Source organism: Gordonia terrae, from assembly GCF_051789125.1.
Lineage (GTDB): Bacteria > Actinomycetota > Actinomycetes > Mycobacteriales > Mycobacteriaceae > Gordonia > Gordonia terrae_A.
The window spans coordinates 332,441-355,472 of sequence record NZ_CP196526.1 but is presented as its reverse complement, the minus strand read 5'-3'; the positions used below and the strand labels follow the sequence as shown (position 1 = coordinate 355,472).

The following is a 23,032-nucleotide window of genomic DNA, read 5'->3' as shown; positions in this document are numbered from 1 at the left end:
TCCCCTGCCGCCTGCCGATACGGAGCTTCATCTGTGCCGTCCTCGATCCCCTCTTCGACCCCACGTCTCGACCCGATGCCCCATGCCGACCGGGTCTTCGACCTGCCCGAGCACCTGACCGCCAAGAACGACCCCGGCCTCATCGCCGACGACACAGCGCATTTCACTTCGATCGCCGCCAATCTCCGCAACTCGCTCGACCATGCCGAGAGCAGACTCGACGAGCTGCGCCGAGCCGCGGGTGGCAAAGGCCGGCGAGCTGTCGACCGGGACTTGGAGATCCATTCCCTGAATTCACGGATCCGCACCCTGCGCCGGTTCCGGCTCGACGTGTGCCTGGGACGACTGGTCGGCGACAACGGCGAGATCGTCTACATCGGACGGCTCGGTCTCACCGATGCGCAGGGCGAGACGCTGCTCATCGACTGGCGGACACCGCTCGCCGCGCCGTTCTTCGCCGCGACTCACCGGGACCCGATGGGACTCGTCAGTCGACGCCGCTACCGCTGGACCCACGGCCGGATCACCGACTACTGGGACGAGGTGTTCGTCGACGACCCGGCTGTTCTCGCGCAGCATGCGGCGCTCGACGACCAATCGGCCTTCATCGCCGACCTCGGCGCCAGCCGCTCACCGCGGATGCGGGATGTGTTGGGCACCATTTCCGCCGACCAGGACACGATCATCCGTGCCGGGTCACACGGCGCCCTCGTCGTCGACGGTGGGCCCGGTACGGGAAAGACGGTGGTCGCACTGCATCGTGCGGCCTACCTCGTCTACGCCGACCCGCGACTCGCCGGAAACCGTGGCGGACTGCTCGTCGTCGGACCGCACCGACCGTATCTGGCCTACGTCGCCGACGTACTGCCGAGCCTCGGCGAGGAGAGCGTGCAGACCTGCACCCTCGCCGACCTGGTCACCGAAGGTGATTGCGCCACAACCGAAGTTGACGATGATGTGGCGCGATTGAAGTCTTCTGCACGGATGGTGAGTGCCATCGAGCCCGCGGTCAGGTTCTACGAGCAACCACCCACCACACCGTTCCGGGTCGAAACCCCCTGGGCGGAAATCACTCTCACCCCCACCGATTGGGCCGACGCCTTCGACGCCCCGGAACGCGGCACGCCGCACAACGACGGTCGCGATGAGGTGTGGGAAGAGCTGGTGTCGATCATCGCCGACCGGCACGACGACGACGTCCCCTACGGTCCGCTGCGGCGTGCCCTCGCGGCGAACGTCGACCTGGTGGCAGCATTCTCCCGCGCGTGGCCGATACTCGACGCCGCCGAGATCGTCGGCGACCTGTGGTCGGTGCCCGCCTACCTGCGTATGTGCGCGCCATGGCTGTCATCCACCGAGACCGCGGCTCTGCAACGCAAGGACCCCGGCGCGTGGACCGACGCCGACCTTCCTCTCCTCGACGCCGCGCGGCGGCGGATCGGCGATCCGGACGCATCAGCACGACGTCGCACAAGGCAGGCCGAGCTCGATGCCGGGCGCGAGCGGATCGACCAAGTGGTGGAGGATCTGATCGCCGCCGAGGTCCACGACGACGGCGAGGGCGTGATGTCGATGCTCCGGCACGAGAACCTCCGCGACAATCTCGGCGACGGGACGATCGACGACCCGACCGACACCGACCGTCTCGCCGGCCCGTACGCGCACATCATCGTCGACGAGGCGCAGGAACTGACCGATGCCCAATGGCAGATGCTGCTGAGCCGCTGCCCGTCGAAGAGCTTCACCGTGGTCGGCGACCGCGCCCAGGCACGACGCGGGTTCGTCGAGAGCTGGGAAGAGCGGATGCGGCGGGTCGGCTTCTACGACGTCACCATGACCGGCCTGACCATCAACTACCGCACGCCCGAGGAGATCATGGGTGCGGCGGCACCCGTCATCCGCGCCGCACTTCCGGACGCCAACGTTCCGACTTCGGTGCGGAGCACCGGAATCCCGGTCACCCACAGGCGACGATCCGAGCTCGACGACGTTGTCGACGAGTGGACGTCCACCCACCCCGAGGGGACGGCCTGTGTCATCGGCGAACCGGACTTCCCCACCACCGACCGGGTCCGGTCCCTGACTCCCACTCTCGCGAAGGGCCTCGAATTCGATCTCGTCGTCCTCGTCGACCCGGACTCCTTCGGGGCCGGCATCGAAGGCGCGGTGGATCGGTATGTGGCGATGACACGCGCGACCCAGCAGCTGGTGATCGTTCGCACGTAGGAGTCGAATAGATACCACGCAAAGAAGCCCGCCACCGTGAACCGGTGGCGGGCTTCTGCGAGTGCGCCCGTAGGGATTCGAACCCCAAACCTTCTGATCCGTAGTCAGATGCTCTATCCGTTGAGCTACGGGCGCGTGCTGTTCAATTGTGTCGTGCTGTTCAGTTGTACCGCGGTCGGCCGACTACGGCTGGCGGAGGCGAGAGGATTTGAACCTCCGGTCCCGTTTTAGCGAGACAACTCATTAGCAGTGAGTCCCATTCGGCCGCTCTGGCACGCCTCCTCGGCGGAGTCCTTTCGAACTGCCGAGTCGAAAGGTTACACACCCTGCGCGCTGACAAGCAAACCGTTTGGTCAGAGCCACTTTTTGCCTGTTGCGGACCGGGGCCTACATTGGTCGGGTGAGCTTGCGAATCCGCCCCGATCTGGACGACCTTCCCGTGTACGTACCGGGCAAGACGTTTCCGGGAGCCGTGAAGCTCGCGAGCAACGAGGTGACCGAGGGCCCGCTGCCCAGCGTGCTGGACGCGATCGGCGCCGCCGCTGCCGCCGTCAACCGCTACCCCGACAACGGTATGGTCGCGCTCACCGCCGCCCTCGCCAAGGAACTCGGTGTCACCGAGGACGAGGTGCAGGTGGGTTGCGGCTCGGTCATCCTGTGCCAGAACCTGATTCTCGTCACCAGCGGCCCGGGCGACGAGGTCGTCTTCGGCTGGCGGTCTTTCGAGACCTACCCCCTCGCCACCCGCGTCGCGGGCGCCACACCTGTGCAGGTGCCCCTGACCGGTGACCTCACCTACGACCTCCGCGCGATGGCCGACGCCGTCACCGAGCGCACCCGACTGATCTTCGTGTGCAACCCCAACAACCCGACGGGCACCGTGGTCGAGGCCGATGACCTTCGCGAGTTCCTCACGCGCGTACCGTCCGACATCGTCGTCGCACTCGACGAGGCGTACTTCGAGTACCTGCGGCTGCCGTCGAACCAGACGTACGACGCCCTCGAACTCCGCCGTGAGTTTCCCAACCTGGTGATCCTGCGGACCTTCTCCAAGGCCTACGGCCTCGCGGGTCTGCGCGTCGGGTACGCGGTCGCCGACCCCGAGGTCATCACCGCCCTCGGCAAGGTCCATGTCCCGTTCTCGGTCAACAGTGTGGCGCAGGCCGCCGCCCTGGCCAGTCTGGAAGCCGGCGAGGAACTCCTCGCCCGCACCGACGCCGTCGTCGCCGAACGCGGTCGCGTCACCGAACGTCTGCGTGCCGCCGGGTACCGGGTCCCGAACTCGCAGGCGAACTTCGTGTGGCTCGACCTGGGTGCCGCGACGATGGACTTCGCCCGCGCGTGTGTCGAAGCCGGAGTCGTGGTCCGTCCGTTCGACGGCGACGGCGTTCGGGTGACCATCACGCATGCCGAGGAGGACGACGCGTTCCTGCGGTTCGCGGAGAGCTGGGACGGCCCTCGGAACTGAGCGTTGCGGCCGGCCTACAGGCCCCGGGCGATGGTCGGCCAGAGCACCCCGAGGTCGCGCTCCCAGTAGGCCCAGGTGTGGGTGCCGATGAGACGGAAGCCGTCGGTGTACGGCACCCCGGCGGCGCGCAGTGTAATCGCGAACTCGAGCGAGCAGCGGTAGGCCCCGAGTTCCAGCGCCGACGACGACGCCGTCACGACCTCCCGCGGGCCCTCCTCGGGTTCGATCTGGCGCCTCAGGTCGAGTGGGCCGATCGCGCCGGAACCGGCGGCGATGAAGATGTTCTTCCCGCGCAGCCGGTCGAGATGCAGGCTCGGATCGTGTGCGCGCCACCCGGCCGACCCGAACGGACCCCACATGTTGGTCGCGTCGCCGCCGTCGCGCCCGACGGTCGTGCGGACGTATGCCTCGTTGAGCGGACCCGACACGGGTGGACACCCGCTGAGCGATGCGACTCCGGTGTACAACTCGGGATGGCGGATGGCGAGCGAGAAAGCTGCCTGCCCGCCCATCGACAATCCGATGACGGCATTGCGGCCGTTCCCGTCGAACTTCGCGTCGATGAGCGGTGGGAGTTCTTTGCTGAGGAACGTCTCCCACATCGGTTTGCCGAGCGCGGCGTCCTTCTTCTGCCAGTCGGTGTAGAAGGTGCCCTTGCCGCCGGTGGGGAGCACGACATTGACGTTCTTGTCGGCGAAGAAACGGCCGGCCCGCCCCTTGGTGATCCAGTCGCTGACCTCGCCGTCGGCGCCCGCGCCGTCGAGCATGTAGACCGTGGAACGCGGCGTCGAACCGCCGACCGGGGTGAGGACCGACAGCTTGATGCGTTCGTTCATCGCCGGGGAGAAGACCCAGATGTCGGTGCGCAGGGCGCTCAGCTTCTCGGCCTTGGCGATCCGAGCGACCTGCTTGGGTGCGGCGTCGGCGAGCGCAGGGGATGCCAGCGCTCCCACCAGCAGGCAGACCAAGCCCGCGATCAATCGCCTCGACATTCGTCTACTCCCTCACCGGCAGTGCCCCCCGAGTGCACCCGGACCTCGTCGTGTCACCACGTGCAAGTCCGCGCCGACCGGATGGGTCCGACGCGGACATCTAGACTCCCTAGACTACCCGGCGCCCACCGGAGTGGAAGGTCACGACTGCGACACCGCGTATCGCCGGGTGTCGCCGAAAGAAAGTCGACATGCACAGTTCATCAATCGTTCAGCCCGGCAGCGAGCCCTTGGACCGCAACCGGCCCGACCTGCGTCGACCCGACCGAACGCTCACCCGGGAGGCGCATCGATGAGCCAGGGGCTGGGGCCGTCGGACTTCGCGTTCGTCGCGGAGGTCGGGGTCCGATGGTCGGACATGGACGCCTTCGGCCACATCAACCACGCCCGGATGGTGACGCTGATGGAGGAGGCGCGGATCGCGTGGTTGCTGAGCGCGGGCGAGGCGTACGCACCGCTCATCACCAGCGCGATGATCGTCCACGTCGACATCCGCTACCAGGCACAACTGCGTGACGACGATTCGCCCTTGCGAATCGGTATGTGGATCAAGAAGTTCCGTTCGGTGGACTTCACCATCGGATATGAGATCCGCGGCGCCGACGCCGATCCCGGGAGCCGCCCCGCCTGTGTGGCGAGCACGCAGATGGCCGTCGTCGACATCGAGAAGCACACCCTGCGCCGCCTGAGCGCCGACGAGAAGACCTACCTCAGCAGTTGGTCACGAGGGCTCGTAGCGGGCGGGTAACTCTCGCGGTACAGCGGGAGAAATGCGGGCGATGTTGCCCTGCAACACATCCCGGTAGATCCGCAGCTGCTCCTCGCCGCTGCGGACCTGTTCGGTGAGTCGCTTGGCGTTGTCGACCGAGATCTCCCGGTCACCCGACCGCGCGATCAACGCGTCGATGCGGTCGTCGATCGTGGCCGCCTTGTTGTACTCCGACAAGACCTGGAGCTCCACCGCCGCGGACTCGACGACGTGAGCGACCTCGTTGAGCGCCTGCACGCGATCGATGAGTTCGGTCCACACCGGCCGCAACGTGGTCTCGCGCTTGTCGATCTGGGCGGCGAAGGTGCGGTCGAAGCCGCCGTTGCGCTTGGCGCGATCGAGGTCGATGCGCACTGCGCGCAGAGCGATGACGTCGGCGGCGATCTCGGCCACCTCGGCATGCAGATTGACCTGGGTGCGCTGGACCTCGAAATGATCCGACCGCCAGGCCGGGTTGTTCAGGATGCGGTCGTAGTAGTGCCCGGTGATGTACAGCAGCGTCTCGTAACCGTCCACGAAGTTCGCGGCCCGGGGGACGCCCGGTTGGGACTCGCCGCCCTGGCCGCCCGCCGATCGCGTCTCACGTGTGCCGAAGAGGAACTGATCCGCCCACTGCCCCGCCTGGGTGTTGCCCGACTTCGACGCCACCTGCCCGACCATCCCGGCGATCCGGTCGAAGGCCGCGGTACCGGCCCTCCGAACGTAGCTCGAGGCGTTCACGTTGGGAGTCGGGGTGCACAGCAGTCCGGCGAACAACCGCTCGCGTTCCTCGATCTCGAGGTAGACGTTCTCCCGACGCTCGCGACGAATGGCCCGGGTCCCCGAGGCGAACACACCCTTCGCGGACACGATCTGTTTGCGCGCGTCCTCCCGGCGCCGGTGCAGGCCGTTGAGCCGGTTGCGCATCACCGCCGCGACCACGCTCGGGACCATCGGATTCGACAGCTGGTGCTCGATCTGGACGATCGCCCGCTGGAGTCGTCGTAGATCTCCGAAGCCCGACGACGTCGACGGCATGGGTCGCCCGGTGGAGATACGGCGCACGACGATGGCGCGTCCGCCGGGCGTGAGGTAGCCGGATGCGATGAGAAGTGCCGCGGTGTCGGACAGTTCGCGGCGCTCGCCCGGTATCGCCGAACGGTCGCACCACTCGCGGATCTGTTCGCTCGTGCGGGCAGGCATCATCCGGTGCCCACCAACGCTGTTGTCGACCATGCCACCGCCGCCTTACCTGGATAATCGATGCCCCTACCGGTCCGCGGACACCGATTCCGATGCTACCCGCGGCGCTCGCATGCCCGGTGTGGGCGAGATCTCGTCGCCTGTCGTACCTGCGGAATCACGGGGAGTGGTGTCACGATGACCACATGACAGTGCCCACCGACTCGTCAGAACCCTGTGGCGTCGAGCGTGTGCGTGGCCAGATCTGGGAGAACGGCGAACCGGTGGACGGGTTCGACCTGGAGTCGATCTCGGGGTGCCTCGAGAAAGAGGACACCTTGATCTGGGCCGACGTCGAATGTCCGTCGCACGACACCCTCTCGCGACTCGCCGCAGAGCTCGAACTCGACTCCTTCGCGATGGAGGACACCGTCGCGGCGGCCGAACGTGTCAAGACGGTCACCTACTCGGGACACACCTTCGTCATGGTCTACGCGGTCGCACTCCATGACGACGACGCATCCGATGACGACGAGGACGGCGATGACGAGTCGTCGAAGGGCACCGAGTTCCGCGCCTCCGGACATGGTCGCGCGCGGATGTTCGACCTGCACCGCATCTCGATCTTCGTCAAGCACAACGCGCTCATCACCGTCCGGCTGACGTCGGCGGTGGACATGGACGAGGTGGTCCGGCGCTGGTCGGACAGCGGTGCGATGCAATACGGGATCGGGTCGCTGGTGCACGGCCTGCTCGACGTCGTCGTCGACGGGCACTTCGACGCGGTGCAGCGCCTCGACGACGAGATCGAGGACCTCGAGGCCCTGCTGTTCGACGAACGCATCCCGGGACGCGAACTCCAGCGCCGCACATACGACCTGCGCAAGGATCTCGTCGTGCTGCGCCGCGTGGTCCTGCCGATGCGCGAGGTCATCGCCGGGATCCAACGGCGACGGTTCGACAACCACGCCCCACCCGAACTCGACCCACACTTCTCCGACCTCTACGACCATGCCCTGCGCGCCTCGGAATGGACGGAATCGTTGCGGGACATGATCACCACCGTTTTCGAGACCAACCTGACGCTCGCGGACGCGCGGTTGAACACGGTCATGAAGAAGCTGACCGCATGGGCGGCAATCATCGCCGTCCCCACGGCCATCACCGGTTTCTACGGACAGAACGTGCCGTTCCCCGGTTTCGAGAAGGCGGCCGGCTTCATCACCAGCGCCACCTTGATCCTCTTCCTGGTTGTAGGACTGTATGTTTCGTTCCGTCGTCGCGATTGGCTCTGACGACACGCCCGTCATCCTGAAGCGCTGTGCCGCAGCATGATCGAAGTGCCGGCGCCGATCACCTGAAGGCACTGCCCGACATTGGTAGCGTGAGTGCGCACACCACCGACGGAAGGCACCGATGGAGTCACCCGCCATCACGATCGACGGACTCACCAAGAAGTTCGGCGACCTCACCGCGGTCGACGACCTGTCGTTCACCGTCGCACCCGGCCGGGTCACCGGATTCCTCGGACCGAACGGATCGGGCAAGACCACCACGCTGCGCATGCTGCTGGGGCTGGTCGAGCCCACGGCGGGGCGTGCGCTGATCGGCGACCGTCCGTTCCGGCAGATCCCGCAACCCGCGCAGCACGTCGGTGCAGCGTTGGAGGCGTCGAGCTTCCACCCCGGGCGGACCGGCCTCGGACACCTCAAGGCACTGGCCCCGCAAGTCGGGGTGCCGACATCGCGGTGTCGTGAGGTGCTCGACTTCGTCGGCCTGTCGCAGGCCGCCGACCGGCGCGTGGGCGGTTACTCGATGGGCATGCGGCAACGCCTCGGCCTGGCGACCGCACTGCTCGGCGACCCCGGGATCATCCTCCTCGACGAGCCGGCCAACGGCCTCGACCCGCAGGGCATCGTGTGGCTGCGCGGCCTGCTGCGTTCTCTCGCACACGAGGGACGGACGGTGCTGGTGTCGAGTCACGTGCTCGCGGAGGTGCGGAGCACCGTCGACGACGTCGTGGTGATCGGTAACGGCAAGCTGGTCCGCGCGTCGACGCTGGCCGACTTCGAGGCGCTGGCTGAACACGCCGTCGCCGTGCGCACTCCGGCGCGCGCATCGTTCGCCGCACTCGCCGCGGAGCGTGGGTGGCGGCTGGAGGACACCCACGACGGCTTCCGCGTGCACGGCGTCACCGCGGCCACTGTCGGTGCCGCCGCATTCACAGCGGGGGTCGAACTCCATCAGCTCGCCGACGTGGGCGCCGATCTCGAGGCGGTCTTCCTGCACCTGACCCGATCGTCGGACGCGCCGACGAGTTCCTTCACCGGGCCTCCCCTGGCCGGGCCGGCGACGGGAGATATCCGATGAGGGCCGCACTGATCGCCGAGTACCGCAAGTTCACGTCGACGCGGATGTGGTGGGTGCTGCTCATCGCGATGGTCGCCTACCTGGGTTTCATCGGTGCCGCGCTGGCGTTTTCGATGACCACCGAGGATGCCATCGAGCAACCGACCGCGCTTGTCGGCGGCGATCTGGCACGGTCGGTGTACGCGCTCACCAGCCCGATCGGGTACGTCTTCGCACTCGTGATCGGAAGTCTGGCGGTCACCGGCGAGTTCCGACACAAGACGATCACCGCGAGTCTCCTGGTCGAACCTCGACGCGGAATCCTGTTGGTGGCCAAGCTGATCGCCGGGATCCCGATGGGACTGTTGTACGGCGTGCTGGGCACGCTGGCGGTCGTTGCGACTGCGGCGCCGATCCTGGCCGGGGCCGGAGACGGCGCCTTCCTCGGTGACAGTGCGACCCTCGAGGTCATCGTGTTGTCGATGCTGGTGATGGTGCTGTGGACCGCGATGGGTGTCGCGTTCGGCTCTCTCGTGTCGAATCAGGTTGCGGCCATCGTCATCCTGCTGGCGTTCACCCAGCTCGTCGAACCGGTTGCCCGCATCGCGCTGGCGTCGTTCGATGTGACGTCATCGGTGTCGAAGTTCCTGCCCGGTTCCGCAGCCGACGCGCTCGTCGGGTCGAGCTTCTTCGCGACCATGGGCGGTGGCAGCGACGACCTGCTGCCGCAGTGGGCCGGTGCGGCGGTCATGCTCGTCTACATCGCGGCTTTCGCGATCATCGGCCGATACACGACCTTCCGGCGGGACATCGCCTGAGTGTGGCCGGGGACCCGGCGCCATTTCGAATGGTAGGCGGGCCTGCACGAAGCGCCGACCCGGCTCAGAGGCGCTCGATTCGTTCCCGCTCACTCGTTCCGTTCCCGCTCACGCGGGAAATGTGAGCGGATACGGAACGAGTGAGCGAGAGTTCCAGGCCCGTGTCAGAGGTCGGCGTACTCGACGACCAGCGGAGCATGATCGGACAACCGGACGTCCGGCGCGGCTTCCTTGTCGACCGCCACCGCGCGAGCCCGCCGGGCCAGCGCGGGCGAGGCGAGTTGGTGGTCGATGCGCCACCCGACGTCCTTGACGAAGGACTCCCCCGCCCAGCTCCACCACGTGAGCGGTCCGGGACGATCGCCATGCAGTGCGCGGACCACGTCCACCAGTCGGCGCGGACCGGTGATCTCGCCGAACCAGGCGCGCTCCTCGGGCAGGAAGCCCTCCATCTTGCGGGCCGCACGCCAGTTGGTGACGTCGTGTTCGAGGTGCGCCACGTTGAGGTCACCGAGGAGAAGGAACTCCCGGCCGGCGCGTCGCGCGGCGAGCCGGTTGCGAGCCAGCTCACGGGCGAACCCGGCCAGGAAGCGTTGCTTGCGTGCATGTTTGGCGCCGTCGTCGGGCGTCTCGCGCAACGAGCCGGGTCGCTGCAACTCGGCCGGTAGCCCGCCCTTGGGCAGGTAGATGTTCGCGACGGTCAGCGGCCGATCGGAGAGGTCGACCTCGATGTAGCGACCCTCGTGAGCGAAGGCGGCCAGTCCTCGGGCCTTCGGCGCATGCGTCATCCAGGTACGCACCGCTGCCGGCTCACTCCTGGTCAGCACCGCGACGCCGTTCCGTCCCGCGATGGAGCCGACGTCGATCGACGCGTGATACCCGTCGAAGTCGCCGACATCGTCGACGCCACAACGCAACTCCTGCAGGCCGACCACATCGGGCTGCCGTTCCGCGAGCCAGGCGTCGAATCCACGACGCCGCGCGGCCCGGATCCCGTTGACGTTGAACGACGCAACGGTGAATCCGCCGGTGCCCATCACCCCTGCCTTCCACGGTCTCGCCTCCGCCCAGGCCGTGTCAGCGGCGGCGGATCAGCAGCTTCACGAAAAAGCCCCCACCCGGAAACAGGTGAGGGCCTCTGGCGGAAGCGGAGGGATTTGAACCCCCGGTGGTTTTACCCACGCTCGCTTTCAAGGCGAGTGCATTCGGCCGCTCTGCCACGCTTCCCTGACGAGCAAGGGTACACAGCAGACCCGCGTCGGACTTCCGGAGGCACGCGTGCGAGCTGTGACACCATCGAACGGGTGAAAGCCATCGTCGTCGAATCCGAGAATCTGTCCCTCTCCGATGTGCCCGACCCGACTCCCGCTGCCGGTGAGGTGGTGATCGATGTGGTCGCCGCCGGTGTGAACCGCGCGGACATCCTGCAGCGCGCGGGCAACTACCCGCCCCCGCCCGGGGCGTCCGAGACCCTCGGCCTCGAGGTGTCGGGACGAATCTCCGCGCTCGGCGACGGGGTCTCCGGATGGTCCGAAGGCGACGAGGTGTGCGCTCTCCTGGCCGGCGGCGGTTATGCCGAGAAAGTGGCCGTGCCCGCCGAGCAGCTGCTCGCCGTCCCCAAGGGCGTCGACCTCGTGTCCGCTGCCGCGCTGCCAGAGGTGGCGTGCACCGTGTCGTCGAACATCTTCGACACCGCACACCTCACCACCGGCGAACTCCTCCTCATCCACGGCGGGTCCAGCGGTATCGGCACGCACGCCACCCAGATCGCGCACGCCATGGGCGCACGCGTCGCGGTGACCGCGCGCACCCGGGACAAGCTCGAGCGTTGCCGCGAGTTCGGCGCCGACCTCCTCATCGATTACTCGACAGAGGACTTCGCCGAAGTCGTCAGCGAGGCCGGCGGCGCGGACGTCATCCTCGACATCATCGGCGCCAAGTACCTGAAGTCGAACCTGAAAGCGCTGCGCACCGACGGACGCCTCGTCATCATCGGGATGCAGGGCGGCACCAAGACCGAGATCAACCTCGGACATCTGCTCAGCAAGCGACTGTCGGTGATGGGGACGACCCTCCGCGCACGCCCGGTTCACGGCCCGGGAGGCAAAGCCGAGGTCGTCGCATCGACGCTGACACGGACCTGGCCGCTGATCGAGGCCGGGACGGTCGTGCCCGTCGTCGACCGCGTGTTCCCGCTCGCCGACGCCGCGGCCGCGCACGACCACCTCAACAGTGGAGACGTGATCGGGAAGGTGCTGCTGAGCGTCGAGAACTGAGCGGGGTCAGTCGGCGACAGGCGGTTCCGCGGCGTCGACCGCCGCGCGGATCTTGCGGAATGCGACACCGAGCGCGGCGAACTCATCCGGGCTCATCGCGTCGACCACGAACTGTCGGATCACCCGATCGCGGATGCTGACGTGATCGGCGAGAGTGCGCCGCCCCTGATCGGTGAGACGGACGAGGCGGTGCCGTCCGTCGGCCTTCGACTCCAGGCGCTGGATGTCGCCGTCGTTGCTGAGTCGGGCGATCATGCGGGACACGGTGCTCACCCGCATGTGGACGGCGTCGGCGACCTCGCTGACGCCTGGTTGCCGCGCGCGGCAGACCGCCTCGAGGATGCGGAGGTCCGCGACGGAGAGACCGCGTTTGGCGAATTCGTCGTTGACGCGCGCGAAGAGCGCCCATCCGCCGTCGACGAGGTTCAGCCAGCTTTCGGCTTCCGCGACTGTGAGCGACCGGGGCGGGCCCTTTTCTGGACCGTTGATGAGATTTGCCGACACAGCACGCCAACATACATTGTCGTGAACTCAAACAACACCATAGTGAATCCCGACCGTCGGATCGGGCACGATTTTCAGGCCAGGGAGCCCAGCGTGCGCACGAGGTGGTCGACTTCGTAGGGAGTCGAATACGGGGCGAGGCCGACGGTCACCGCCCCGCCGAAATCGGGCGCCCCCATCCGCGCGAGCGCACGGTTCGGTACATCCGCGAGCGCGCAGACACCGTTGTCGGCGAGTCGACGGACCACCTTGTCCGCGCCGACCGACTCGACGGTGAAGCTCGCCAGCGGCACGCGGGTCTCCTCGGTGCCGACGAGGTTCACGTGATTGAGCTGCGACAGCGTGGTCACCAGGTAGTAGGTGAGCCTCTGCAGGTACTCGTAGACGCCGTCCATGGATGTGACGAGACGCCGGCGCCGCTTGCCGATTCCGTGTTCGTCGAGTCCCGCCAGATGCTCCACCGAGGCCACCAGCCCGGCCAGCATCGCGCCCTGATGGGGTTCGGGCTCGAGCCGCGCCGGTCCCCTGGCCCCCGGGTCCATCGACATCAGCTTCAACCGATCGATCAGGTGGGGTTCGCGAAAGGCCATCGCCGCCATACGCGGGCCACCCCACCGTTCGGCCGACACCACCAGAACGTCGGCGCCCAGATCGTGGATGTCGAGGCTGAGGTAGGGCGCGGCATTGGTCGCGTCGACGACGAGCAGTGCCCCAGCGGCGCGGGCAAGAGGTGCGATCTCGCTGATGTCGGTGATGGCACCCGTCGTCGACGAGGCGAGGGTCACCGCGACGACCTCGGTGTCCGGGGTGATCAGGTCACCGAACTGCCAGGCCGGGAGCTCACCGGTCTCGACATCGACCTCGGCCCAGCGGACCCGTCCGCCGTATCGGTCCGCGGCCCGCAGCCAGGGCACGATGTTCGGTTCGTCGTCCTGCCTCGTCACCACCACGTCGCCACTCAGCCATGCGTGCGGCGCCAACGCCTCGGCCAGCGACGACAGCAATGCGTACCGCGAAGGCCCCAGGGACACGCCGGCGGCATCTCCGCCCACCAGATCGGCGATCGCCCGTCGCGCACCGTCCGCCACCTCGGCGCTCGCCCGCGCCGCCGGGTACACCCCGCCGGGAGCAGCCGCCAGGTGCCGGAAACTGGTGGTCACCGCGGTCGCGACCGAATCGGGAACCTGCATTCCGGCCTGGGGGTCGAGGTGGATCCAGCCGTCGCCGAGCGATGGAATCAATCCACGCACATAGGCGACCTCGAAAGCCATGGGCACGAGGATAGACGTCGGCCATCGGCGCTTTTGCGGTGTCCGGGCACAATGGACCCCATGGCTATCGAAGGCACCCAAGGACCCGGCTCGACTCCTGGACCATTCGGCACCGCCGGCGACTCCGAGAACGTCATCGTCGTCGGCGCCGGCGCGGAACCACAGTCGGGCGACGAGGCGTCGGACTCGACGAGCGTCGCGGACATGGTGGAACAGCCCGCCAAGGTCATGCGCATCGGCACGATGATCAAGCAGCTGCTCGAAGAAGTGCGGGCGGCTCCGCTCGACGAGGCGTCGCGCAACCGGTTGCGGGAGATCCATCAGTCGTCGGTCCGCGAGCTCGAGGAAGGCCTCGCCCCCGAACTGCGCGAAGAACTGGAACGGTTGGCACTGCCCTTCTCCGACGAGGGGACGCCGTCGGATGCCGAGCTGCGGATCGCGCAGGCACAGCTCGTCGGCTGGCTCGAGGGGCTCTTCCACGGCATCCAGACCGCGCTGTTCGCCCAGCAGATGGCCGCGCGCGCCCAGCTCGAGCAGATGCGCCAGGGGGCGCTGCCGCCGGGAATGCCCGCGGCGGGTGGCGGACCGGGACACAGCACCGGGCAGTACCTCTGACTTCGGGCCGGGTCAGGTGGCATCGACACGGTTCCGCGCTGTGCTCGCGACCTGCTCAGCCGGCAGGGGTCGCTTCGCTCGTCACCGGCTCAACCAGCAGAAGAGCCGACAGGTACGCTGACTCCTCGTGTCAGCGGTAGTAGACGACGACGCGATTCCCGCGCGTCCCGAGGGGTCCGATTCGCGCAGCTTCGCGCGCGCCGTGAAAGACCTCGGCGACGGGCTCGGCAGCCGCGAACTCTGGTTCCACCTCGGTTGGCAAGACATCAAGCAGCGTTACCGCCGCTCGGTCCTGGGGCCGTTGTGGATCGTCATCGCGACGGGTGTCACCGCCATGGCGATGGGCTTGCTCTACGGCGAGCTGTTCGGCATGGACATCAAGGTGTTCCTGCCGTATGTCGCCCTCGGATTCATCTTCTGGAACTTCATCCAGAGTTCGATCCTCGAGGGCGCGGAGGTCTTCTCCAAGAACGAAGGCCTCATCAAGCAGTTGCCCGCGCCGGTGAGCGTCCACGTCTACCGGGTCGTGTGGCGAGCCCTGATCATCTTCGCGCACAACGTCGTCATCATCGTCCTGCTGTTCGTCATCTTCCCGCCGCCGCTCAACTGGACTGTGACGCTGATCGTCCCGGCACTGATGCTCTACGTGCTGAACTCGATCTGGGTGACCATCGTCTTCGGCATCCTGTCGACGCGGTTCCGCGACATCGGCCAGCTGCTGACCACGGTGGTGCAGCTGGTGTTCTTCATGACACCGATCATCTGGACCACCCAGAGCCTGGGCAACACAACAGGCGAGACATCGTCGCGGCTGAAGCTCGTCGAGCTCAACCCGATGTTCCACTACCTGGAGATCGCACGTGGGCCGCTGCTCGGCGAGCCGGTGGAGTTCTATCACTGGGCCGTCGTCCTGGGCTGCACGGCCGTCGGCTGGGTGCTGGCGATGCTGGTGATGCGCAACTACCGGGCCCGCGTGGCGTACTGGGTGTAGGGACGGAATCGAGATGGCCAAGAACAGCAACCCCGTCGACGATCGGGTCCGGGTCGACACCTGGGACGCGTGCGTCGACTTCCCCATCTTCGACGCCAAGACGCGCTCGCTGAAGAAGTCGGTCATCGGCGCGGCCGGCGGAGTCATCGGGTCCACCGAGTCGAACGTCGTGGTCGTCGAGGCGCTCAAGGACATCAACCTGCATCTGAAGCACGGTGACCGTGTCGGTCTGGTCGGACACAACGGCGCAGGCAAGTCGACGCTGCTGCGTCTGCTCTCCGGCATCTACGAACCCACGCGCGGCGCCTGCCGCGTCCACGGCCGCGTCGCACCCGTCTTCGACCTCGGTGTCGGCATGGATCCCGAGATCTCCGGCTACGAGAACATCATCATCCGCGGCATGTTCCTGGGCATGACCCGCAAGGAGATGCTCAAGAAGATCGACGACATCGCGGAGTTCACCGAGCTCGGCGACTATCTGCAGATGCCGCTGCGCACCTACTCGACCGGCATGCGCGTGCGAATCGCCCTCGGCGTGGTGACCTCCATCGACCCCGAGATCCTCATCCTCGACGAGGGTATCGGCGCAGTGGACGCCGACTTCATGCGCAAGGCGCGGGGCCGGCTGCAGGCGCTCGTCGAACGGTCCGGAATCCTGGTGTTCGCCAGTCATTCCAACGAGTTCCTGGCCCAACTGTGCGATCGCGCCCTATGGATCGACCACGGCCAGATCCGCATGGAAGGCGGCATCGAAGAGGTGGTCGGCGCATACGAGGGACCCGACGCCGCGGCTCACGTTCGTAGGGTGATCGCCGACATCGCGAAGTCCGACACACAAGGGAAGCCGGAGTGACCGACGGCGACGCCGGCCAGAAGGTGATCGCGGTGGTGGTCACCCACCGTCGCGTCGAGCTGCTGGCGGAGTCGCTCGCCGTGGTGTCAGGACAGGACCGCCCCGTCGACCACCTCATCGTCGTCGACAACGCCGACGAACCCGCGGTGGCGGAACTGGTTGCATCACAACCGGTTGCGACGACGTACCTCGGTTCCCAGCGCAACCTCGGCGGCGCGGGCGGATTCGCCCTCGGCATGCTGCACGCACTCGCTCTCGGTGCCGACTGGGTCTGGTGCGCCGATGACGACGGGCGCCCCGACGGGTCGACAGTGCTCTCCACGCTGCTCGACTGCGCCGCGCGACATCGGCTCGACGAGGTGTCCCCCGTGGTCGCCAACCTCGACGACCCGGATACCCTCGCCTTCCCGCTGCGTCGTGGACTCGTGTGGCGGCGGAAGCGGTCGGAACTCTTTGCCGACGGTGAGACCCAAGACGATGACTTGCTGCCGGGCATCGCGTCGTTGTTCAACGGCGCGCTGTTCTCCGCGTATTGCCTCGAGCAGGTGGGTGTTCCGGATCTGCGACTGTTCTTCCGCGGCGACGAGGTCGAGGTGCATCGTCGCCTGGTTCGATCGGGCGTGCGCTTCGGAACGTGCCTGCGCGCCGGCTACCTGCACCCGGACGGGTCCGCAGAGTTCCGGCCGATTCTCGGCGGCCGCATGCACACGCAGTACCCGGACAACGCCACCAAGCGCTTCTTCACCTACCGCAACCGCGGCTATCTGATGAGCCAGCCCGGGCTACGGAGACTGTTGCCACAAGAGTACGCGCGGTTCGGCTGGTTCTTCCTTGTGCAGCAACGTGATCCGAAGGGATTCGCCGAGTGGGTTCGGCTGCGGGGCCTCGGTCGCCGGGAGCGGTTCACCCGGCCCTGAGTGCGCTTTCCGACTGGAGAGCCTCCGGGCAGTGACCAAGGTCGCACCACCGTTCGGCAACAATTCGACGTACTGCATCGGCCAATGTGCGATCCTGCACTCATGGGGGGAGCCGTACGGGTGCGATGCGACGGGTGCAGCAGGGAGATCACGGTGACGGTCACCGGCGGACGACGGATCTCCGCAGTTCAGCGGGCCGTGGCCATCGACAGGGAACTCAGCGCCGCCGGCTGGCTGACGATGGGCCTCACGGACTTCTGTCCCGACTGCACCAGTGATGACGACACGGAGTCGACGACGCGGCCGCAGCTGCGCATCGTCCGCGACTAGTCCGCCACTGCGCTGCACTCGAACCCCGGTCGTCAGGGAGCGGGACGGCGCGGTGTCATGCCGAACGCCGAGATCGCGCCCAGCGCAGCGATTCCGGCGAGAACCCACCACGCGGTCACGAATGAGTCATGCACATCGGTGTACACGACCGAAGTACCGAGGATCGCGACCAGCAGGCTGACCCCGAATGACATGCCGATCTGACGACTCATGTTCACCACCGCACTGCCGGTCGCCGCCTGATCGGCGGGCAGGTCGGCGGTCGCCGACGACAGGATCGACGGCAACGCGAATCCCACCCCGACGCCGCCGATCAGCCAGCCCGGCAGGAACTCGGTAGCGAAATCCGGTGTGGCATCGACCGACAACGCGACGAGCACGATGCCGAGTCCGAACAGGGCGCACCCGATCGCGACGAGCACGCCGACCGGCACACGAACACTGAGGCGGTGGGAGACGGCCGCGAAGATCGGGACCATCAGGGGCCCGGTCGACACCGCGAGACCTGTCGCGATCGGTGAGAAGCCCCAGACCTGCTGCAGCCACAGGATGTTCGCGAGAAGCGCGCCGGCGAACGGGATCGAGAAGAGGAGCATCGTCACGTTGGCGACGCTGAACGCACGCACCCGGAGCAGAGCCGGGGCGATCACCGGCTCGTCGTGGTGCATCGAACTGACGACGAAACCGACAAGGGCCACAACGGCGATCACCCATGCGCCGGTGATCCGGAAATCCGACCAGCCCCACTCACTCCCCTGGACCAGTCCGAGCGTGAGCGCTCCCACCGAGACGACCAGCAACGCCGCGCCGAGTGAATCCGGAAAGCCGCTCACCGACTCGTTACGCGGACGAGCCAGCACGACCGCCCCCGCGACGAGGGCGGCCACACCCACCGGAATGTTCACCAGGAAGACCCAGCGCCAAGAGGCCTCGACCAGCAATCCGCCGACGGCCGGCCCGAACGCTGCCGCGAGCGCCCCGGTGGCCGCCCAGATACGCACCGACCGGGCACGACGCTCCGGTGGGATCGTCGACACCACCAACCCCAGACTCGCGGGGGTCAGGATTGCCGCGCCGAGCGCCTGCAGGGCCCGGAACGCCACCAGCCACCACACCCCCTGCGCTGCCGCACATGCGGCACTCGCCACGGTGAAGATCGCCAGACCGAGAAGGAATCCGCCCTTGCGGCCATATCTGTCGACGATCCGCCCGGCCGGGACCAGCAGTGCCGCATACAGGATGGCGTAGGCGTTCAGGACCCACGACATCTGCGACAGCGTCGCGCCCGCGAAGTCGGCACCGATGTCGTCGAAGGCCACGTTGACGATGAACACGTCGAGGCTGGCCATGAACGCGGCCCCGGACAGGATGAGCAGGACGATGCCCGGACGCGCGACTGCCGGTGCCGGCGTCACCGGATCGCGTTCGCTGCGAGCGACGGTCATCGGACCGGCCATCCCAGGACGCGTCGGCTCTGACGTGCGGAGGCGAGGAGCCGACCGCTGCGGTCGCGCAGCGTGGTGTCGTCGACCGACCAACCGCCAGATGTCGAGGTGTTACGCGTGTGGACGAGGACCGGCGCCGGAGTGGCATCGTCCAGCGGCGCCGTCACGTGCAAGGAGAGCGTGACCGTCGGAAGTGCCAGCGGCGCTGTCAGAGTCGGGAAGACCGCGGGCGGCAGACAGTCGGCGAGCAGGGCGAGGTACGCGGCGTCGACGACCATCGGGGTGCGGGTGCTGATCCAGGCCCGCATCCAGGGCTCGCTCGCGCCGGTGAGCGGCAGCGGACCGTCGACGGGCCGCAGATCGAGATGCGCACCCATCGGCACGATCTCCGGCGGGATGACGAAAGGGTCCAGACCTTCCGGGCCGGGAACGCCTGCCACCCGGTCCACGACATCCGTGGGTCCGGGCTCCCCCACCCGACCGGCCATGACCGAGGCTGTCGCGATCTCGTTGCCCGCCTGGGTGACCGCGACGTCGACGACTTTCGTGTGCCGACCGACCTCCCGGACCGACGGCGTCAGGATCAGTTCCCCACCGTCGGGCTTGCCGACGAATCGCAGATCCGCGGAGCGCACCGATGCGCGCGGTACTGCTTCGGCAGCCACCCGGACGGCCAGGGCCGCGATGGCCCCGCCGTGCGGTCCCGACCATCCCCACCAGCTGGGATCGATGGTCGCCGACCATCGGCCCCCGGACATCGGGGCCGCACCGAAACTGTCCATCAATCCGTCGTCGGCAGGCATCTGCCTGCTGAGTTGCGTCACGAAACTCATGCAATCAGGTTGAGTTGCATGACGCAACCCACTAACCTCGGCCTCATGCGTCGCGCCTCGTTCGCCGAGATGAACTGTTCGATCGCCCAGACACTGGAGATCGTCGGCGAATGGTGGACACTGCTCATCGTTCGCGACGCGATGTTCGGCGTGACCCGGTTCGACGAGTTCTCGTCACGCCTCGGCATCGCCCGCAACGTCCTGACCCAGCGGCTGGACACTCTGGTGGAGCACGGCATCCTGACGAAGGAGCCGTATCAGGACAACCCGGTGCGCCACGACTACCGCCTCACCGGGAAGGGCCGGGACCTCTGGACGGTCTTGGCCGCACTGCGTCAATGGGGCGACAAGTGGACAGCCGAGGGCGGCCCGCCGGTGGTGTCGACCCACTCCTGTGGACAGACCATGACCGTCGAACCCACCTGCTCGGCGTGCGGCGATCACATCGCGGTCGACGACCTGCGCGTGCACGCCGGCCCCGGCGCGACTGCGGCCAATCCGCTCGCCGGGCGTCGCTGAGCACCTGCTCCGACCTGCTACGATGGCGAACTCCATGCCGCCTAACTAGAACGTGTTCTACTGTGAGGGCAGTTCTACTTGCCGTCCCGAGGAGCATGATGCGGTTCACGTTCGCCGAGGCCATGACCGATCCGTCGTACTACGCGCCGCTCGCGCAGGCCGCCGAGGCGGCAGGGTACGCCGGTTTCACCATTCCCGACTCGCTCGCCTACCCCGAGGAGTCGGACGCGAAGTACCCGTACACCCCCGACGGCAACCGCGAATTCCTCGACGGCAAGGCGTTCATCGAGACGTTCATCCAGGCCGCGGCGCTCGGGGCGGTCACCTCGACGATCCGCTTCACGCCCTTCGTGGTGAAGCTCCCGGTGCGGCCGCCGGCACTGGTGGCCAAGCAGGCCAGTTCGGTGGCGTATCTGACGAACAACCGGTTCGCGATGGGCGTCGGCACCAGCCCTTGGCCCGAGGACTACGACTTCATGGGCGTGGACTTCCGCCGCCGCGGTAAGCGGATGGACGAGTGCATGGACATCATCCGCGGCCTCACCACCGGCGAGTACTTCGAGTTCCACGGCGAGTTCTACGACATCCCCAAGATCAAGATGACGCCCGCGCCCACCGAGCCCATCCCTCTGCTCGTCGGCGGGCACGCCGATGCCGCGCTGCGTCGTGCGGTCATCCGCGGTGACGGCTGGATGCACGGCGGCGGACCGCCCGAGGAACTCGACACCCTTCTCGACCGAATCGCCGAGATCCGCAAGGAGGAGGGCAAGACCAACGACCCGTTCGAGATCCATGTCATCTCGACGGACGCCTACACCGTCGACGGTTGTAAGCGCCTGGAAGACAAGGGGATCACCGACGTCATCGTCGGCTTCCGGTTGCCGTACGTCATGGGTGAGGACACCGAGCCGCTGCAGACCAAGATCGATCACCTGAACTGGTACGCAGACAACGTGATCGCCAAAGTGAACGGCTGAATTCGGGGTCCGCCCACCGCACTCGACTCGCCGCACCGACCCGACGCGCCACCGCTCCCGTTGTTGCACCACCCCGGACCCTGGGGCAGACTGCACGAGCGGACAAGAGCGCACACCCCGGTGAGTGGACGCCTCGGGCGGGAGGACAGCGATGACCGATTCGGCCGGTGGGTCGGTGTCGTCGCCGCTGAGCAGGCGAGGGTTCTTCAGAGTCGCCGGTACCACACTCCTCGGCGCGTCCGTGGTGGCCGCATGCGGTGGCGGATCGTCGGACACCGCCAACACCATCAAGGCGGCCATCGCGGGTGAGCCCGACCAGCTCGATCCCCAGAAATCGAGTTCCTACTTCACCTTCGAAGTTCTCGAGAACGTCTTCGACACCCTCGTCGAACCCGACGAACAACTGCAGATGCGCCCTGCCCTGGCCGAGAGCTGGGTGGTCGGTCCCGACGGCCTGAATTGGGACTTCACCCTGCGCGACGGGGTCACGTTCCACAACGGCGACCCACTCACCGCAGCCGACGTCGAGTACTCCTTCCGACGGATCATCGACGAAGAACTCTCCAACGCATACAAACTCGATGCCATCGCCTCGATCACCGCACTCGACGAACGCCGGGTCAGATTCACCGTCAAGGCACCGACACCCAACCTCCTCACCAGCATCGGCGGGTTCAAAGGACTGGCCATCGTCAACCGGCGCAACGTCGAATCCGGCGAGATCGCCACCAAACCCGTGGGGACAGGCCCTTTCAGGTTCGTCTCCCGCTCCCCCGGCGCCTCGATCGTCCTCGCGTCCAACCCGGACTACTGGGGTGGCGCACCCGCCGTCGACGGAGTCCACTTCAGCTTCATCTCGCAGGGCACCACCGCGGTGTCGGCACTGAGATCCGGTGAGATCGACTGGACCGACGCCATTCCCGCTCAGCAGCTGAGCATCCTGCGCCGCGACGACACACTCGATGTGGGAACCGTCGTCGCCAACGACTACTGGTACGTCACGATGAACTTCGACGCCGAACCCTTCGGGGACACCCGGGTCCGGCAAGCCGTCGCCTACGCGCTCGATCGCGAGTCGATCGCCCAGGTCGTCGGATACGGGACCGCGACACCGAACCAGCTCGCCATCCCGTCGACCAGCCCCTGGTTCGCCCCCTACGACCGCTACACCGCGGGCCCCGACCGCGACGCTGCGATCGCGAAGTCCAGAGATCTGTTGCGCCAGGCCGGTATCCGCGGCCTCGACATGCGGCTCATGGTCACCACCGAGTATCCGGAGACGGTGACCGCCGCTCAGGTCATCGCCTCGAACCTGCAGGATGTGGGCATCTCGGTGACGATCGAACAGCTCGACTTCGGCGCATGGCTCGACCGTCAGGCCGCCGGCGACTTCGACGCCCTGCTGCTCGGCTGGCTGGGCAACATCGATCCGGACGACTTCTACTACGCCCAACACCATTCGGAAGGCACGTCGAACTCGCAGAAGTACTCCAACCCCGAGGTCGATGCGCTGCTCGACCGCGGCCGAACCGAGCTCGATGTCGCGACACGAAAGCGGACATACGCCGACGCCGCGAGCATCATCGCCGACGACGTCAGCTACCTCTACCTCTACAACCCGTCGTCGACGCAGGCCTTCGTGACACAGCTGCAGGGGTACGTCGTCCGCCCCGACAAGGCCATTCGGTTCCGCAACGCCCGGCTGGAGAGGAGCTGAG

The 23,032-nt window shown here is 67.2% G+C and carries 22 protein-coding genes and 3 tRNA genes; 15 read left to right on the top strand and 10 right to left on the bottom strand.

The features are described 5' to 3' along the window. Positions 1-75: 75 nt before the first annotated feature. Positions 76-2,226, top strand: a complete 2,151-nt coding sequence (gene helR, locus ACSUZC_RS01560; RefSeq protein WP_439031188.1) for an RNA polymerase recycling motor ATPase HelR — start codon at positions 76-78, stop codon at positions 2,224-2,226. 62 nt (positions 2,227-2,288) lie between these two features. On the opposite strand, the gene ACSUZC_RS01555 is transcribed toward helR, so the two are convergent. Then, positions 2,289-2,361, bottom strand: a tRNA-Arg gene (locus ACSUZC_RS01555). A gap of 55 nt (positions 2,362-2,416) precedes the next feature. Beyond that, a tRNA-Ser gene (locus ACSUZC_RS01550) sits at positions 2,417-2,508 on the bottom strand. Between the two features lie 118 nt (positions 2,509-2,626). On the opposite strand from ACSUZC_RS01550, the gene hisC reads away from it, so the two are divergent. Beyond that, positions 2,627-3,694 (top strand): histidinol-phosphate transaminase, encoded by a 1,068-nt coding sequence (gene hisC / locus ACSUZC_RS01545; RefSeq protein WP_439031187.1) that lies wholly within the window; start codon positions 2,627-2,629, stop codon positions 3,692-3,694. Between the two features lie 14 nt (positions 3,695-3,708). Here hisC and ACSUZC_RS01540 read toward each other — a convergent pair whose 3' ends face one another. After that, entirely contained in the window at positions 3,709-4,686 is a 978-nt protein-coding gene (locus ACSUZC_RS01540; RefSeq protein ID WP_439031186.1) for an alpha/beta hydrolase, read from the bottom strand. 292 nt (positions 4,687-4,978) lie between these two features. Here ACSUZC_RS01540 and ACSUZC_RS01535 point away from each other — a divergent pair, with 292 nt between their 5' ends. Continuing rightward, complete coding sequence (locus tag ACSUZC_RS01535) at positions 4,979-5,434, top strand: acyl-CoA thioesterase (RefSeq protein WP_439031185.1); 456 nt, start codon at positions 4,979-4,981, stop codon at positions 5,432-5,434. Here the strand turns inward: ACSUZC_RS01535 and ACSUZC_RS01530 are convergent. Then, positions 5,408-6,670 carry a hypothetical protein gene (locus tag ACSUZC_RS01530; protein WP_439031184.1) on the bottom strand — a complete coding sequence of 421 codons (1,263 nt, stop codon included), beginning with the start codon at positions 6,668-6,670 and terminating at the stop codon, positions 5,408-5,410. The two genes, ACSUZC_RS01535 and ACSUZC_RS01530, sit on opposite strands and share 27 nt — an antisense overlap. 152 nt (positions 6,671-6,822) lie before the next feature. Between ACSUZC_RS01530 and ACSUZC_RS01525 the strand changes: the two genes are divergently transcribed. The 3 genes from ACSUZC_RS01525 to ACSUZC_RS01515 all read left to right on the top strand — a co-directional run bounded on the left by ACSUZC_RS01525 (position 6,823) and on the right by ACSUZC_RS01515 (position 9,783). Beyond that, positions 6,823-7,911: a magnesium transporter CorA family protein gene (locus tag ACSUZC_RS01525; RefSeq protein WP_439031183.1), complete on the top strand. Its 1,089-nt coding sequence runs from the start codon at positions 6,823-6,825 to the stop codon at positions 7,909-7,911. A gap of 121 nt (positions 7,912-8,032) precedes the next feature. Continuing rightward, on the top strand, positions 8,033-8,986 hold the full coding sequence (locus ACSUZC_RS01520) for an ABC transporter ATP-binding protein (RefSeq protein ID WP_439031182.1): 954 nt from the start codon (positions 8,033-8,035) through the stop codon (positions 8,984-8,986). After that, positions 8,983-9,783 (top strand): ABC transporter permease subunit, encoded by an 801-nt coding sequence (locus ACSUZC_RS01515; RefSeq protein ID WP_439031181.1) that lies wholly within the window; start codon positions 8,983-8,985, stop codon positions 9,781-9,783. The genes ACSUZC_RS01520 and ACSUZC_RS01515 overlap by 4 nt, the downstream gene beginning before the upstream one ends. 164 nt (positions 9,784-9,947) lie before the next feature. On the opposite strand, the gene ACSUZC_RS01510 is transcribed toward ACSUZC_RS01515, so the two are convergent. Further along, a complete protein-coding gene (locus ACSUZC_RS01510) occupies positions 9,948-10,820 on the bottom strand; it encodes an exodeoxyribonuclease III (protein ID WP_439031180.1) in 873 nt (290 codons plus the stop codon). A 102-nt stretch (positions 10,821-10,922) separates the two neighbouring features. After that, a tRNA-Ser gene (locus ACSUZC_RS01505) sits at positions 10,923-11,010 on the bottom strand. 77 nt (positions 11,011-11,087) lie between these two features. Between ACSUZC_RS01505 and ACSUZC_RS01500 the strand changes: the two genes are divergently transcribed. Next, on the top strand, positions 11,088-12,059 hold the full coding sequence (locus ACSUZC_RS01500) for an NAD(P)H-quinone oxidoreductase (protein WP_439031179.1): 972 nt from the start codon (positions 11,088-11,090) through the stop codon (positions 12,057-12,059). 6 nt (positions 12,060-12,065) lie between these two features. Here ACSUZC_RS01500 and ACSUZC_RS01495 read toward each other — a convergent pair whose 3' ends face one another. After that, complete coding sequence (locus ACSUZC_RS01495) at positions 12,066-12,488, bottom strand: MarR family winged helix-turn-helix transcriptional regulator (RefSeq protein ID WP_439033237.1); 423 nt, start codon at positions 12,486-12,488, stop codon at positions 12,066-12,068. Between the two features lie 149 nt (positions 12,489-12,637). After that, entirely contained in the window at positions 12,638-13,834 is a 1,197-nt protein-coding gene (locus ACSUZC_RS01490; protein ID WP_439031178.1) for an aminotransferase class V-fold PLP-dependent enzyme, read from the bottom strand. 60 nt (positions 13,835-13,894) lie between these two features. On the opposite strand from ACSUZC_RS01490, the gene ACSUZC_RS01485 reads away from it, so the two are divergent. The 5 genes from ACSUZC_RS01485 (at position 13,895) to ACSUZC_RS01465 (ending at position 17,540) form a co-directional block, all read left to right on the top strand. Continuing rightward, positions 13,895-14,449: a bacterial proteasome activator family protein gene (locus ACSUZC_RS01485; RefSeq protein WP_439031177.1), complete on the top strand. Its 555-nt coding sequence runs from the start codon at positions 13,895-13,897 to the stop codon at positions 14,447-14,449. Between the two features lie 127 nt (positions 14,450-14,576). After that, positions 14,577-15,440 carry a galactan export ABC transporter permease subunit Wzm/RfbD gene (gene wzm / locus ACSUZC_RS01480; RefSeq protein ID WP_439031176.1) on the top strand — a complete coding sequence of 288 codons (864 nt, stop codon included), beginning with the start codon at positions 14,577-14,579 and terminating at the stop codon, positions 15,438-15,440. 13 nt (positions 15,441-15,453) lie between these two features. Then, entirely contained in the window at positions 15,454-16,293 is an 840-nt protein-coding gene (gene wzt, locus ACSUZC_RS01475) for a galactan export ABC transporter ATP-binding subunit Wzt/RfbE (protein ID WP_439031175.1), read from the top strand. After that, positions 16,290-17,210 (top strand): galactofuranosyltransferase GlfT1, encoded by a 921-nt coding sequence (gene glfT1 / locus ACSUZC_RS01470; RefSeq protein WP_439031174.1) that lies wholly within the window; start codon positions 16,290-16,292, stop codon positions 17,208-17,210. Before wzt ends, glfT1 begins: the two co-directional genes overlap by 4 nt. A 153-nt stretch (positions 17,211-17,363) precedes the next feature. Then, positions 17,364-17,540, top strand: a complete 177-nt coding sequence (locus tag ACSUZC_RS01465) for a hypothetical protein (RefSeq protein WP_439031173.1) — start codon at positions 17,364-17,366, stop codon at positions 17,538-17,540. 32 nt (positions 17,541-17,572) lie between these two features. On the opposite strand, the gene ACSUZC_RS01460 is transcribed toward ACSUZC_RS01465, so the two are convergent. Both ACSUZC_RS01460 and ACSUZC_RS01455 read right to left on the bottom strand, forming a co-directional pair. Then, positions 17,573-18,997: an MFS transporter gene (locus ACSUZC_RS01460; protein ID WP_439031172.1), complete on the bottom strand. Its 1,425-nt coding sequence runs from the start codon at positions 18,995-18,997 to the stop codon at positions 17,573-17,575. Continuing rightward, positions 18,982-19,809 (bottom strand): acyl-CoA thioesterase, encoded by an 828-nt coding sequence (locus ACSUZC_RS01455; protein WP_439033236.1) that lies wholly within the window; start codon positions 19,807-19,809, stop codon positions 18,982-18,984. The genes ACSUZC_RS01460 and ACSUZC_RS01455 overlap by 16 nt, the downstream gene beginning before the upstream one ends. Before the next feature lie 54 nt (positions 19,810-19,863). Between ACSUZC_RS01455 and ACSUZC_RS01450 the strand changes: the two genes are divergently transcribed. The 3 genes from ACSUZC_RS01450 to ACSUZC_RS01440 all read left to right on the top strand — a co-directional run bounded on the left by ACSUZC_RS01450 (position 19,864) and on the right by ACSUZC_RS01440 (position 23,031). Next, a complete protein-coding gene (locus tag ACSUZC_RS01450) occupies positions 19,864-20,337 on the top strand; it encodes a winged helix-turn-helix transcriptional regulator (RefSeq protein WP_439033235.1) in 474 nt (157 codons plus the stop codon). A gap of 98 nt (positions 20,338-20,435) precedes the next feature. Next, positions 20,436-21,314, top strand: coding sequence for a TIGR03619 family F420-dependent LLM class oxidoreductase (locus tag ACSUZC_RS01445; RefSeq protein ID WP_439031171.1), 879 nt, complete (start codon positions 20,436-20,438; stop codon positions 21,312-21,314). A 151-nt stretch (positions 21,315-21,465) separates the two neighbouring features. Further along, positions 21,466-23,031 carry an ABC transporter substrate-binding protein gene (locus ACSUZC_RS01440; protein WP_439031170.1) on the top strand — a complete coding sequence of 522 codons (1,566 nt, stop codon included), beginning with the start codon at positions 21,466-21,468 and terminating at the stop codon, positions 23,029-23,031. Position 23,032: the final 1 nt, after the last annotated feature.